General features: G+C 74.5%; 11 protein-coding genes. 5 read left to right on the top strand and 6 right to left on the bottom strand.

All coding sequences use genetic code 11. The features are described from left to right. The 3 genes from IF73_RS0117355 to IF73_RS0117345 form a co-directional block, all read right to left on the bottom strand. The gene (locus tag IF73_RS0117355) at positions 1-888 is read right to left on the bottom strand and encodes a glycoside hydrolase family 19 protein (protein ID WP_031008780.1); all 888 of its coding nucleotides are present in this window, start codon (positions 886-888) and stop codon (positions 1-3) included. 159 nt (positions 889-1047) lie between these two features. Continuing rightward, positions 1048-1905, bottom strand: a complete 858-nt coding sequence (locus IF73_RS0117350) for an FG-GAP repeat domain-containing protein (protein ID WP_031008778.1) — start codon at positions 1903-1905, stop codon at positions 1048-1050. 97 nt (positions 1906-2002) lie between these two features. Then, positions 2003-2944: an NADP-dependent oxidoreductase gene (locus tag IF73_RS0117345; protein WP_031008776.1), complete on the bottom strand. Its 942-nt coding sequence runs from the start codon at positions 2942-2944 to the stop codon at positions 2003-2005. A gap of 257 nt (positions 2945-3201) precedes the next feature. Here IF73_RS0117345 and IF73_RS0117340 point away from each other — a divergent pair, with 257 nt between their 5' ends. After that, on the top strand, positions 3202-5136 hold the full coding sequence (locus tag IF73_RS0117340) for a serine/threonine-protein kinase (RefSeq protein WP_031008774.1): 1935 nt from the start codon (positions 3202-3204) through the stop codon (positions 5134-5136). Positions 5137-5195: 59 nt separating this feature from the next. Here IF73_RS0117340 and IF73_RS0117335 read toward each other — a convergent pair whose 3' ends face one another. Then, positions 5196-6479 carry an adenylosuccinate synthase gene (locus IF73_RS0117335; RefSeq protein WP_031008772.1) on the bottom strand — a complete coding sequence of 428 codons (1284 nt, stop codon included), beginning with the start codon at positions 6477-6479 and terminating at the stop codon, positions 5196-5198. A gap of 143 nt (positions 6480-6622) precedes the next feature. On the opposite strand from IF73_RS0117335, the gene IF73_RS0117330 reads away from it, so the two are divergent. Together IF73_RS0117330 and IF73_RS0117325 are read left to right on the top strand one after the other, a co-directional pair. Then, complete coding sequence (locus tag IF73_RS0117330; protein ID WP_031008770.1) at positions 6623-7444, top strand: hypothetical protein; 822 nt, start codon at positions 6623-6625, stop codon at positions 7442-7444. 72 nt (positions 7445-7516) lie between these two features. Then, entirely contained in the window at positions 7517-8815 is a 1299-nt protein-coding gene (locus IF73_RS0117325; RefSeq protein ID WP_031008768.1) for a hypothetical protein, read from the top strand. Here the strand turns inward: IF73_RS0117325 and IF73_RS0117320 are convergent. Further along, positions 8806-9288 carry a GbsR/MarR family transcriptional regulator gene (locus tag IF73_RS0117320; RefSeq protein WP_031008766.1) on the bottom strand — a complete coding sequence of 161 codons (483 nt, stop codon included), beginning with the start codon at positions 9286-9288 and terminating at the stop codon, positions 8806-8808. The genes IF73_RS0117325 and IF73_RS0117320 overlap by 10 nt on opposite strands. 93 nt (positions 9289-9381) lie before the next feature. On the opposite strand from IF73_RS0117320, the gene IF73_RS0117315 reads away from it, so the two are divergent. Together IF73_RS0117315 and IF73_RS0117310 are read left to right on the top strand one after the other, a co-directional pair. Continuing rightward, a complete protein-coding gene (locus IF73_RS0117315) occupies positions 9382-10281 on the top strand; it encodes an ABC transporter ATP-binding protein (RefSeq protein WP_031008764.1) in 900 nt (299 codons plus the stop codon). After that, the gene (locus tag IF73_RS0117310; RefSeq protein ID WP_031008762.1) at positions 10278-11846 is read left to right on the top strand and encodes an ABC transporter permease; all 1569 of its coding nucleotides are present in this window, start codon (positions 10278-10280) and stop codon (positions 11844-11846) included. The genes IF73_RS0117315 and IF73_RS0117310 overlap by 4 nt, the downstream gene beginning before the upstream one ends. Before the next feature lie 5 nt (positions 11847-11851). Here IF73_RS0117310 and IF73_RS0117305 read toward each other — a convergent pair whose 3' ends face one another. Next, complete coding sequence (locus IF73_RS0117305; RefSeq protein WP_031008757.1) at positions 11852-13072, bottom strand: cytochrome P450; 1221 nt, start codon at positions 13070-13072, stop codon at positions 11852-11854. Positions 13073-13161 lie beyond the last annotated feature (89 nt).

The following is a 13161-nucleotide window of genomic DNA, read 5'->3' as shown; positions in this document are numbered from 1 at the left end:
CTAGCAGTACAGGTTCGGGCCCGTCGGGACGCCGAGGATCTGGGTGAACTGCTGGTACTTGGTGACGCGGCTCTGGACCTGGGCGGGGTTGCCGCCGTTGCACTCCAGGCTGCCGTTGATGGCCCAGATGGTCTGGCCGAAGCCGGCGCCGTTGACCATGGCGTTGTGGGCGGTCATGGTGCCGGGGCCGTTCTGGGTGTTCCAGTACCAGAGGCCGGTCATCATGGCGACGTCCGGCTCGCGCTCGACCCGCCAGGGGTTGTTCAGGAGGTCGATGCCGAGGGCGTCGCCGGCGGCCTTGTAGTTGAAGTTCCAGGAGAGCTGGATGGGGCCGCGGCCGTAGTAGGCCGCCTGGCCGGCCGGGCAGCCGTAGGGCCGGCCCCAGTCGCAGTAGTGCGGGTAGTTGGCGGTGTTCTGCTCGACGATGTGGACGAGCCCGCCCGTCTCGTGGGAGACGTTGGCGAGGAAGGCCGCGGCCTCCTGCTTCTTGACGGTGTCGCTGCCGGTGCCGGCGAACGCCGGGTACTTCTTGGTGGCGGCGACCAGACCGGCGTACGTGTAGAAGGGGTTCCGGTTCGGGAACATCTGGTTGAACTGGGCCTCGGTGACCACGAATCCGGACGGGTCCGGGGTCCCGCCGCCGCCGTCGGTGCCGCAGACGCCCTCGTCGCGCCAGACGTCGGTGGTGCCGGGGCGCTCGTTCTGCGTCCACCACTTCGCGTACCAGTTGTGGCCGTTGTACGAGGCGGTCATGCCGCCCGTGTAGACCTGGGCCGAGCTCCAGGCGGTGACGCAGGCGGGGGCCGCGCCGGCGGTGGCGGGGAGCAGGACCGCGAGCCCGAACGCCGTACACAGGGCGGCGAGGAGGGCGAGGAGACGTCGTCGCATGCGCTGTCGTCCTTCCGGTGGGGGGAAGGCCAGCGAAGCGGGAATGGTCTGTACCTGTCAAGGTCTAGACCAGAACTCAAGACGGGCGGCGCCGGAAGGGGGAGCGGCCCCGGCCCGGAGAACCGGGTCGGGGCCGCCGTCGCGTGAACTCGCCCGCGACTAGAGGAGGTTGAAGTTCTTCATGTACGCGCCCATGTACGGCACCGGCGCCTTGAACGGCTTCGCCGCGTCGCCGGTGCCCGCGTAGCTGAGCACCTCGCCCGTCGTCTTCCGGGCCAGCAGGTCCACCTTGCCGTCCTGGTTGTCGTCGCCGAGCGACAGCAGACGGTCGTACGCGTTCCACCCGCCGCCGATCCGCGTGCGGGCCGCGAACGGCGCCTTGTAGTCACCCGTGCCCTTGTAGAGCCACAGGACGCCGGTCCTGTCGCGGGCGACGATGTCGGCCCTGCCGTCGCCGGTCAGGTCGCCCTGGCCCGCGAGCTGGTCGTACGCGTTCCACCCGCCGCCGACCCGCGTCCGGGTGGTGAGGCGGCCGTCCGGGTAGCTCAGGTAGCTCCACAGCACGCCGGCCGTGTCGCGGCCGATCAGGTCGGCCTGCCCGGCCCCGCCGAGGTTGCCGGGCGACAGGACCTCGGGGTAGACGTTCCAGCCCTTGCCGACGGTCTTCGCCGAATGCCAGGAGCCGTCGATCATGCCGACGAAGTCCAGACGGCCGTCCTTGTACAGGGTCCACCTGGCCTCGCCGTAACCGTCGTTGTCGTTGTCGACCGTGATGATGTCGGCCAGGTGCGACTGGTCGGCCGGGAGAGCCAGGTCGCTGGTGAGGTGCGGCCCGTCGTGCCGCCACTCCCACAGGTCGCGGGTCTGCTTGTGGACGCCGTACAGATGGAAGACGGGCGCCACCATCGGGTCCGCCTCCGGGGCGGCCACGGCGGAGCCCGCGCCGGTCGTGACCGCCACCGCGGCAACGGTGGCGGCGAGGGCCGCCCTCAGCCCGGGCACGCGTCGTTCGAACATGATCGAATTCCCCCCTGATGTGTTTCGTGTGCACCCTTCCGACCAGCGAAGGCCCCCCAGGGTTGTCCGGAACACGCGCTGTTCTTCTCCCCGGCCGTCAGATCATCAGCACGATCCGGCCCGGCCGGTGGCCCGCCTCCACGCGCCGGTGCGCCTCCGCCGCCTCCTCCAGCGGCAGCACGTCGGCCACCCGGGTCGCCAGACCGCCCGCGCCGAGCAGTTCGAGCAGCTCCTTCAGCCGCGCCGCGTCCGGGCGGCCGACCACCGCGTCCACCCGGATGTCCCGCTCGGCCACCGGCATCCGCTCCCCGGCGGCGGAGACGAAGACCCCGCCGTCCTTCACCACGGGCATCAGCGGATCGGCGATCAGCGCCGCGTCGAAGACGCCGTCCACCCGCTCCGGCGCGAAGCCGAGCACCCCGGTGATCACCTCGTCCGGCGCCCCGCGCCCCACCACCCCGTGGGCCCCGAGGACCCGCAGCTCATGGGCGTCGTCGGCGTCGCCGAGGCCGATCACCCGGAGCCCCGCCCGCGCCGCCAGCTGCACCGCGAGCCGGCCCACCACCCCGCTCGCGCCGGTGACGAGCAGCGTCGCGCCCTCCGGCAGCGCCAGCAGGTCCAGCGCCTGCGCGGCCGTCAGCGCGGGGAGCGGCAGCGAGGCCGCCGCCGTGAAGTCCACCTCGTCCGGCACGGGCGCCAGCCAGGCCGGGTCCGCCAGGATCGTCTCCGCGTACGTGCCCGCGCCGGTCGCCTCCGCCACCCAGGGCACGAAACCGGCCACCCGGGTGCCCACCGGCAGGCCCGGCGCCGGGTCGGCCAGGACCCCGGCGAAGTCGTAGCCGAGCACGAAGGGCGGGGCCAGCTCGCCGAGCGCGGCCGCGAGCCGGCCCGAGCGGATCTTCAGGTCCGCCTGGTTCACTCCGGCGGCCTTCAGCCGCACCCGGACCCGCCCGGGGGCGTCCGCCGGGTCCGGCTCCGGCCGACGGGCCGATGCGAGGACCTCGGGTCCGCCGTAGGCGGTCACTTCGACGACACGCATGGGGTTCCTCCTCCGGAAGGGCCCCCTCACGGCCATTACATCCACGCCTCTCCGACCCGGGCAACCCCTGCCGGGCCACCCGGACGACCCCCGCCGCGGCGGCCCGGGAAACGCCCTCCGGGCCCGCTGCGTGCGCGCCCGCGGACACCTGCCCCGCGCCATCCCCAAGGGGCTGCGGATCTGCGGGGAAGGCTGACACCGGACCGTGACCCGGACCGTCACCGGCCCCTCCGTCCGGTCTGGCATCCTCTTGCCACGTGGAGCCATTGAACGCGGAAGACCCGGTCAGCATCGGCCCGTTCCGGATCGTCGGCCGGCTCGGGGTCGGCGGCATGGGCCGGGTGTTCCTCGCGCGTTCGGCCGGCGGACGGACCGTCGCCGTGAAGGTGGTGCACGCCGAACTGGCCGCCCAGGAGGAGTTCCGGCGCCGCTTCGCCCGCGAGGTCGAGGCGCTGGAGCGGGTCGGCGGCACCGGCACCGCGCCCGTCCTCGGCTCCGACACCACCGCCGCCGCCCCGTGGGTCGCCATCGGCTACGTCCCCGGCCCCTCGCTGCGGACCGTCGTCGGCGACGAGTACGGGCCGCTGCCGCCCGCGACCGTCCGCGCCCTCGGCTCCGGTCTCGGCCGGGCCCTCGACCACATCCACGGCGCCGGGCTCGTCCACCGCGACCTCAAGCCCTCCAACGTGCTGCTCACCGTCGACGGCCCCCGGATCATCGACTTCGGCATCGCCCGGGCCGTCGACACCGTCACCGACGGCGGGCTCACCAGCACCGGCGCCGTCGTCGGCTCCCCCGGCTTCATGTCGCCCGAGCAGGTGCGCGGCGAACGGCTCGGCCCGGCCTCCGACATCTTCTGCCTGGGCTCGGTCCTCGCCTACGCGGCGACCGGCCGCTCCCCCTTCGGCACCTCCGACAGCGGGGTGCACGCGCTGATGTTCCGGATCGCCCACGACGAGCCGGACCTGACCGACGTGGCGCCCGCGCTGACCGGCCTGATCCGGGCCTGTCTCGCCAAGGACCCGGAGGCCCGGCCGACGGCCGCCGAGATCGCCGAGACGCTGCCCTTCGCCGACCCGTGGCTGCCCGCCGGCGTGCTGGCCCGCCTCGGCCGGCACGCGGCGCGGCTCCTGGAGGCGGAGAGCGCGGCGGGCGTCGCCCGGGAGGCGGCCGGGGACGCCACCGGGGAGGCCGCCGACCGGACGCGGGGCGGCGCCGCGCCCGGCGATCCGACGGCCGGCCGGTCCGCCGGGCCCGCGCCCGAGCCGGAGCCGGAGGCGGACCGGCAGGGGTCCCGGACCCGGCGGCGGGTGCTGACGGCCGCGCTGACGGCCGCCGCCGTGGCGGCCGCGGCGGGCGTCGGCTACGCCCTCTGGCCGTTCGGCGGGCCGGACACCACCACCCCCGACGGCAGGGGCGGCGGCTCGGCGTCCTCGGCGTCGTCCTCGGCGCGGCCCGCCGGGGCCGTGCCGGCCGCCTTCCTGGGCGCCTGGGAGGGCGTCCTCCAGGGCAGCCCGGAGATCCCCCGCGAGACCATCCGGATCGAGCTCGTCCAGGGCGCGCCGGGGGCCAAGACCGCCGTCTACACGCACGTCGGCGACAACCGGCTGTGCATGGGCCGCTCGCGGCTGGTCTCCGCCGACGAGGACAAGGTCGTCCTCGGCGAGTCCGACGTGACCACCAGCGTGCCCCCGCAGCGGTGCATGGCGGCCGCCCACCAGACCCTCACCCTGCGCTCCCCCGAGGTCCTGGAATGGTCCTCCGGCACCGCCAAGGCCACCTTCCACAAGGCCCGCACCGGCTCGGCGATCCTGCCCGCGAAGTACCTCGGCCGCTGGCGGATGAAGCCGCTGGTCGACGGCCCGGACGCGGACCGCTACACCGACGAGGTGACGATCACCCAGGGCGCGGTCGGCGCGACCGTCTTCCGCTCGCTGAACGCCTACCCGCGGACCGACGAGGAGGGCAACACGCTGGCCGACGCGGTCAACTGCACCCGGACGGCGATCCTGGCGACCACGACGCCGCCGTACGTCCTCGGCCCGATGGCGCTGGAGCCCGGCGCGGACTCCGAGTGCGTGAGCGACCACCTCGGCAGCTACCTGGTCCTGACGACGTACAAGGGCGAGGAGATCCTGCAGGTCTACCCGATGGTGGACACGGAGCCGGGCGAGTACCACCGCGTGGACTGACGCGGACGCGCGAAGGGCCCGCACCCGGCGAACCGGATGCGGGCCCTTCGGCGTACCGCCTACAGGAAGGAGTTGATCTCGATGGTCTCGGTGCGGCCGGGGCCGACGCCGATGGCGGAGATCGGGGCGCCGGACATCTCCTCCAGCGCCTTCACGTAGTTCTGCGCGTTCTTCGGGAGGTCCGCGAAGGTCTTGGCCTTCGTGATGTCCTCCGACCAGCCGGGCAGGGTCTCGTAGATCGGCTTCGCGTGGTGGAAGTCGGTCTGGGAGTACGGGAGCTCCTCGACGCGCTTGCCGTCGATCTCGTACGCGACGCAGACCGGGATCTCCTCCCAGCCGGTCAGCACGTCCAGCTTGGTGAGGAAGAAGTCGGTCAGGCCGTTGACGCGGGTGGCGTAGCGGGCGATGACCGCGTCGAACCAGCCACAGCGGCGGTCACGGCCGGTGGTGACGCCGCGCTCGCCGCCGATGCGGCGCAGCGCCTCGCCGTCCTCGTCGAAAAGCTCGGTCGGGAACGGGCCGGCGCCGACGCGGGTGGTGTACGCCTTGAGGATGCCGATGACCCGGTTGATCTTCGTCGGGCCGACGCCGGCGCCGGTGCAGGCACCGCCGGCGGTCGGGTTCGAGGAGGTGACGAAGGGGTACGTGCCGTGGTCCACGTCCAGGAGGGTGCCCTGGCCGCCCTCGAAGAGGACGACCTTGCCCTCGTCGATGGCGTTGTTGAGGATCAGGGTGGTGTCCGCGACGTACGGCTTGATCTGGTCCGCGTACTGGAGCATCTCCTCGACGATCCGGCCGGACTCGATCGCGCGGCGGTTGAAGACCTTGGCGAGGAGCTGGTTCTTCTGCTCCAGGGCCGCCTCGACCTTCTGCTCCAGGATCGACTCGTCGTACAGGTCCTGGACCCGGATGCCGACGCGGTTGATCTTGTCGGCGTAGGTGGGGCCGATGCCGCGGCCGGTGGTGCCGATCTTGCGCTTGCCGAGGAACCGTTCCGTCACCTTGTCGAGGGTGACGTTGTACGGGGTGATCAGGTGCGCGTTGCCGCTGATCAGGAGCTTCGACGTGTCGACGCCGCGGTCGTTCAGTCCGCTCAGCTCGGAGAGCAGGACCGCCGGGTCGACGACGACACCGTTTCCGATCACCGGGGTGCACCCCGGGGAGAGGATTCCGGAAGGGAGGAGGTGCAGCGCGTACTTCTGGTCGCCGACGACGACCGTGTGGCCGGCGTTGTTGCCGCCCTGGTAACGCACCACGTAGTCCACGGATCCACCGAGCAGGTCGGTGGCCTTTCCCTTGCCCTCGTCACCCCACTGAGCACCGAGCAGCACAAGTGCGGGCACAGGCGTACACCCCTTCCGGGTGGGGCATGTCCAAGGTCAGGGGGCATACGCCGCCTCACCGGTGTGCCCCGGAATAGACGAAGCCCCTGGCGCAATAGCGCAAGGGGCTCTTGCACAAAGATGCTACCCGAGGAAGGACCGAGGTGTCGGATCACGACCAGCTGCTGGTCATCGTCGACCCGGTCGCCCGCCGAAGTGACGGCGAGTCCGTACGGATCGCGAAAGATGTTCTGTCCGCGGGCGCGGAAGCGAAGATCTGCCTGCCGGACTCTCCCGAGGAATTCTCCCGGGCCCTGTCGCGGCGCGGCTCCCGCCGCCCCGTCGTGCTGGGCGACGACCGGGCGCTGCTGCGCGCGGTGGCCCTGCTGCACCGGGACCGGGCGCCGCTCGCGCTGGTCCCGATCGGCCCGCCGGACGCGCTGGAGGTCGCGTACGGCCTCGGCGTGCCGCGCTCTGCGGTGGTGGCGGCGCGGACGGTCCTGGACGGGGCGGTGCGGAGCCTGGACCTGCTGGTGGACGACAGCGACGGGGTGGTCCTGGGCGATCTGCGGGTGCCGGCGCTGCCCGCGCCCGCCGCCGGCAGCGCGCCCTCCGTCTGGGGGACCTGCCGCTCCCTGGTCCGCACCCTGGTGCGGCCGGCCGCGCCGCCGGTCCCGTCGGTGCCGGTGCACCGGCTGCGGGTGGAGGCGGACGGGGTGCTGCTGGCCGACGTGGACGCGCCGGTGGCGGCGGTGACGGCCCGCCCGGTGGACGGCGGCGGCGGTACGGCGGAGGTGACCGTGCACCCGGCCGGGCCGGCCGGCGCGCCCCGCCTGGCCGTCGTGGGCACCCTCACGGTCTCCGGCCCGGACTTCCGCTACCGCGCGGACGGCCGGGTGACGGGCCCGGTCCGCCGCCGCACCTGGACGGTCCGCGCGGCCGGCTGGGGGCTGACCCTGCCCCGGGACCCGGACCCGCCGGCCTGAGGCTGTTCCCGCCGGGTGCGCGGGGGATACCTTCGCCCCAGAGTGTGACGGGTGTGACCTTGGGGGGTCGAAGTGGCACGTGCTCTGGATCTGCCGGCGACGGCGGAGGCGCTGGCGGCGTACCGGCGGGGCGGCGGCGGACTGCTGGCGGGCGGTGCGGTCCTGGCCGCCCTCGCCGTCGGCGTCGCGTCGTTCACGGACGGCGGCGAACTGGTCGCCTGGATCGTCGCGGGCGCGGTGGCGTCCTTCCTCCTCGGCCTCGGGCGCTTCGCGTACGCCCGGCGCTTCCGCCGGATCCTGTCGGCGGGGCCCTGGTCGGCGCATCCCGCCGCGGCCTTCTCGCGCGCCATGTCCGGCGAGGCCGTCGTCCTGACGGCCCCGGACGGCGAGGGCCGGTGGGTGCTGCGGCCGATCGCGTCGCGGGCCCGCTGGGCGGCGGTCCGGCCGGCCCCGGCGGGCGTGCTGTGGTGGTGCGGCGACCCGGCGAAGGGCGGGGTGCTGGCGGCCCCCGGCGGCGGCGCGCTCTTCCGGGCGAAGCCGGTGCGGGGCGCGGCGGCGCGGCGCAGGGCCGTGGCCCGCGCCGAGCAGGCGGGCCTGGCGGGGCTGCCGCTGCCGGCCCAGCCGCGGACCGCCGCCCCCGCGGAGTCGCCGGCGGCGGCCGGCGCCGCCGGTCCTCCCGCGCTCACGTACGCGCGGCTCGCCGCCCACGCCGAGCAGTGGGCGGCCGCCGGCCGGGACGCCCGGACGCGGCGTCCGGAGGCGGACGTGCGGGTGGTGCCGTGGTGGCGGGTGCGGGGGCTGCGCCGGATCGCGGGGCTGACCCAGGTGGGTGGCGCGGCGGCGGTCACGGCGGTCATGGGCGGCCTGCTCGCGACCGACGTGATCTGGCCCGAGCCGGAGTCCGGCGGGCCGGACGTGCTCCTGAGCTCCGTGCTGCTGCTCCTCGGCGCGTCCTGGCTGGCCTGGGCCTGCTTCGCGACCTGGCACCGGGGCGTGCCGGTCGTCCGGGTGCTGGTGCGGGCCGCGACCGCTCCCGTGCCCGTCGAGCGGCGGTACGCGCTCGTGCCCGAGCCGGTGGGGGACGGCGCCCTCCTGGTGCTGTTCCCCGCGCACGGCGGGCCGGACGACCGGCCCGAGGCGGTGCTGCCGCTGCTGCCGCCGGACCGGTCGGTGGAGCCGACCGGGACGGTGGAGCTGCGGGGCTGGCTCGACCGGGACGGCGAGGACGGCGACGGGGATCCGGTGGTCGTGGCGTGGTGCGGGGAGCGGCCGCTGTGGCCCGCCGCGCCGTACGCGGAGGCGGGTTCCCGCGCGGCCGCCGAGCTGCTCGACGGGCCGGCCCTGGTGATGGAGCCCGAGCGTCAGTCCTGAGCGGCCCGGGCCGCCTTCCGTTCCTTCCAGCGGTCCAGCATCGCGATCATCTCCTCCTGGAGGAAGGCGAAGAAGTCGGCGGTCTCGGCGGTGCGGGCGCCGGCCGCGGTGGTGGGGCCGAGGGTGTCGGAGCCCTCGCGGAGGACCTTCTCCCAGCGGATCAGGATCTGGTCGCGGCGGGTGAAGGTCTCGTACCAGACCTCGTTGTGGAGCACGTACCGCTCGCGCCGGGTGCCCGGTTCGCGTTCGCGGGCGACCATGCCGACCTGGGTGAGGTAGCGGACGGCGCCGGAGACGGCGGCGGGGCTGATCTGCAGCTGCTCGGCGAGCTCCGCCGAGGTCAGTGAGGCCGTCTCGGAGGCGAGCAGGGCGGCGAAGACCCGGGACGCCATCCGCTGCATGCCCGCTTCGGTCAGCTCCGCGGCGAAACGCTCCACGAAACGGGACACGGCTTCGTCGTCGCTCCTGGTCATGGCTCCCTCGTCTTCCTCGCTCACGCCTCGGAACCGAACTTTATACGGTTCCTTAACTTCACAACTTTGTGAAATGAGTGTACGTTCCGAAGCATGACGAACGCCATCAGCGTCGCCGGACTCCACAAGTCCTTCGGCCGCACGCACGCCCTCGACGGACTCGACCTCACCGTCGCCACCGGCGAGGTCCACGGCTTCCTCGGCCCCAACGGCGCCGGGAAGTCCACCGCCATCCGCGTCCTCCTCGGGCTGCTGCGCGCCGACTCCGGCACCGTCCGGCTGCTCGGCGGCGACCCCTGGGCCGACGCCGTCGCCCTCCACCGGCGCCTCGCGTACGTGCCCGGCGACGTCACCCTCTGGCGCAACCTCTCCGGCGGCGAGGTGATCGACCTGTACGGGCGGCTGCGCGGCAACGGCCTCGACCCGGCCCGCCGCGCGGAGCTGATCGAGCGCTTCGAGCTCGACCCCACCAAGAAGGGCCGCACCTACTCCAAGGGCAACCGGCAGAAGGTCGCCCTCGTCGCCGCCTTCGCCTCCGACGCCGAACTCCTCGTCCTCGACGAACCCACCAGCGGCCTCGACCCGCTGATGGAGGAGGTCTTCCAGGACTGCGTCCGCGAGGCCCGCGACCGGGGCCGGACCGTCCTGCTCTCCAGCCACATCCTCAGCGAGGTCGAGACCCTCTGCGACCGGGTCTCCATCATCCGCAAGGGGCACACGGTGGAGTCCGGTTCGCTCGCCGACCTGCGCCACCTCACCCGCACCAGCGTCACCGCCGAACTCGCCGGCGCCCCCGAGGGCCTGGACCGCCTCACCGGCGTCCACGACCTGCGCGTCGAGGGCCGCAAGGTCCGCCTCCAGGTCGACACCGACAAGCTCGACCCGGTCCTCGCCACGCTCCTCGCCGCCGGCGTCCGCTCGCTCACCAGCACCCCGCCCACCCTGGAGGAGCTCTTCCTCCGCCACTACGCGGACGAAGAGGTGGCCTCATGACCGCGCTCGCCGGCACCGGCACCCTCACCCGGCTCGCGCTCCGCCGCGACCGGCTGGCCATCCCGCTGTGGGCCCTGGTCACCGGCGGCCTCGTCGCCTCCGGCCCCGGCTCCCTCGGCGGGCTGTACGACACGGCCGAGGCGCGCGCCGAACTCGCCGCCTCCATGACCGCCAACAGCTCCCTGCGCTCCCTCTACGGGCCGGTCTTCTCCGACTCCCTCGGCGGGCTCGTCGCCTGGCGCTTCGGCACCTTCGCCGCCGTCCTCGCCGCCGTCGCCTCGCTCATCGTCGTCGTCCGGCACACCCGCGAGGAGGAGGAGACGGGCCGTCAGGAACTGCTCTCCGCCGGGGCGGTGGGCCGCCGTGCGCCGCTCACCTCCGCGCTCCTCGCCGCGCTCACGCTCAACGCGGCCGCCGCGCTGCTGATCGTCGCCGGGCTGGCCGGCCAGGGCCTCGCCGGGGCGCTCGCGCTCGGCCTCGCCGTCGGCGGCACCGGCATGGTCTTCGCGACCGTCGCCGCGCTCGCCGCGCAGCTCACCGAGAGCGCCCGGCTCGCCAAGGGCATCGCGGGCGGCGTCCTCGGCCTGGCGTTCGTGCTGCGCGCGGCCGGCGACTCCGGGGACGCCTCCGGCTCCTCCGTCCTCACCTGGCTCTCGCCGGTCGGCTGGGCGGAGAACGTCCGCGCCTACGGCGGGGAGCGCTGGTGGGTGCTGCTGCTGATCGCCGCCGCCGTGCTCGCCCAGACGGTCCTCGCGTACGGGCTCGCCGCCCGCCGCGACGTCGGCGCCTCCTTCCTCGCCACCCGGCCCGGCCCGGCCGCCGGCCGGCTCGCCACGGCCGGGGCGCTCGCCTTCCGGCTCCAGCGCGGCGCGCTGACCGGCTGGGGGCTCGGCTTCCTGCTCGGCGGACTCGTCTTCGGCGGCATGGCCGAAGGGGCGGCGGAGCTGGTCGGTGACAACGAGAAGGCCCGGGAGATCTTCGAGCGGATGGGCGGCCAGGCCGCCCTCACCGACGCCTTCCTCGCCACGATGGTCTCCCTCTTCGGGATGCTCGCCGCGCTGTACGCGGTCGGCGCGGTGCTGCGGGCGCACACCGAGGAGACCTCCGGCCGCGCCGAACCCCTCCTCGCCGGCTCCCTCGGCCGGCTCCGCTGGGCGGCCGGCCACCTCGTCCCCGCGTTCGCCGGCTCGGCGCTGATCCTCCTCGCGGCGGGCCTCGGGCTCTCCCTCGGCTTCGGCGGCGCGTACGGGCCCGTCCTCGGCGCGGCGCTGGCCCAGCTGCCGGCCGTCTGGACCCTGGCGGCCGTGGCGACGCTGCTGTGGGGCGCGGTGCCCCGGGCGGCCGGGGGCGGCTGGGCGGTCGCCGGACTCTGCCTGGCGCTCGGCTGGATCGGCCCGGCGCTGGACCTCCCGCGGGGCGTGCTGAACGTGTCCCCCTTCGCCCATCTGCCCAAGCTGCCGGGCCCCGAGATGACCTGGACCCCGGTCCTCCTCCTCACCGCCCTGGCGGCGGCCCTCACCACGGCCGGCCTGGCGGCCCTGCGCCGCCGCGACCTCCAGGTCTGACGGGCTCACACCTCCACGAGCAGCGACTCGAAGCCGCGGATCACGTAACCGGGTTTCCGGACGGGGTCCGCGGCGAGCCGCATTCCCGGCGCCTGCCGCAGCAACTCGGCGAAGAGCGAGGCGAGTTCGAGGCGGGCCAGGGGCGCGCCCAGGCAGTAGTGGATGCCCGCGCCGAAGGTGACGTGGGGGTTGTCCGCGCGGGTCAGGTCGAGCGCGTCCGCGGTGGGGCCGAAGCGGGCCGGGTCGCGGTTGGCGGAGCCGAAGAGGAGCGCGACCTCCGAACCGCGGGGGATGACGGTCCCGCCGATCTCGATGTCGTCGAGGACCCAGCGCTCGAACATCTGGAGCGGCGTGTCGTACCGCAGGAGTTCGTCCACAGCTGTGGACAACTTCCCGGGATCCGACGACAGGTCCGCCGACAGGGACGGGTCCCACCTCCCGTGCCGCAGCAGCGTCCACACCCCGCCCGTCGCGGTGTTCACGGTCGCCTCGTGCCCCGCGTTCAGCAGCAGCACGCAGGTGGAGATCATCTCCTGCTCGGTCAGCTCCTCGACCCCGATCAGCGCCGAGATCAGGTCGTCGCCCGGGTCGGACCGCCGCCGCGCGATCAGCTCCCGCAGATAGCCGGAGAACTCGATCGACGCCCGGACCGCCCGCCGGGCCGTCTCCTCCGACGGGTTCAGCTCGAACATCCCGCAGATCGCCGCCGACCAGGGCCGCAGCATGGCCCGCTCCTCGTCCTCCTCCGGGACGCCGAGCATCGCGGCGATCACCGCGACCGGCAGGGGTTCCGCGACCGCCGCCTGGAGGTCGCCGCCGCCCGCCGCGACCAGCTCGCCGACCAGGCCGGCGGCCAGCTCCCGTACCGTCGGCGCCAGCTTCTCCACCGTCCTCGGCGTGAACGCCTTCGACACCAGCCGCCGGATCCGGGTGTGGTCGGCGCCCTCCAGGTCGAGCAGCCCGTGGTCGTTGAGGGTGTGGAAGGGCTCGTGCCGCGGGTCGGGGGCCGGGCGCCCGAACTCCTCGTGGCCGAAGCGGTGGGTGTACGTCCGCCCGAGCCGCCGGTCCCGCAGCAGCGCCGACACGTCCGCGTGGTGCGGGACGAGCCACTGCCGGGCGGGCCCGTACCAGTGCGCCCGCCCGCCCTCCCGCAGCGCGGCGTACGCGGGGTACGGGTCGGCGACGAACTCCGGGGACCAGGGGTCGAATGCGGCGACGGCGTCCATGGCACGGACGCTACCCCCGTACCGGCCGCCAGGCCCTGTCGTCGCACTCCCGCCGTTGCCCGAAGGGCGGCCCTGCGGCGTCAGGTGCG

This window comes from Streptomyces sp. NRRL F-5727, from assembly GCF_000719555.1.
GTDB lineage: Bacteria > Actinomycetota > Actinomycetes > Streptomycetales > Streptomycetaceae > Streptomyces.
Note: the sequence above shows the minus strand (reverse complement) of the source record. Positions and strands in the feature narration are given on the sequence as shown.

Excerpts from the sequence above, each read along its gene's own strand:
- IF73_RS0117355 (WP_031008780.1), bottom strand. The coding sequence starts at position 888 with ATGCGACGACGTCTCCTCGCCCTCCTCGCCGCCCTGTGTACGGCGTTC.
- IF73_RS0117350 (WP_031008778.1), bottom strand. The coding sequence starts at position 1,905 with ATGTTCGAACGACGCGTGCCCGGGCTGAGGGCGGCCCTCGCCGCCACC.
- IF73_RS0117345 (WP_031008776.1), bottom strand. The coding sequence starts at position 2,944 with ATGCGTGTCGTCGAAGTGACCGCCTACGGCGGACCCGAGGTCCTCGCA.
- IF73_RS0117320 (WP_031008766.1), bottom strand. The coding sequence starts at position 9,288 with ATGACCAGGAGCGACGACGAAGCCGTGTCCCGTTTCGTGGAGCGTTTC.
- IF73_RS0117315 (WP_031008764.1), top strand. The coding sequence starts at position 9,382 with ATGACGAACGCCATCAGCGTCGCCGGACTCCACAAGTCCTTCGGCCGC.
- IF73_RS0117310 (WP_031008762.1), top strand. The coding sequence starts at position 10,278 with ATGACCGCGCTCGCCGGCACCGGCACCCTCACCCGGCTCGCGCTCCGC.
- IF73_RS0117305 (WP_031008757.1), bottom strand. The coding sequence starts at position 13,072 with ATGGACGCCGTCGCCGCATTCGACCCCTGGTCCCCGGAGTTCGTCGCC.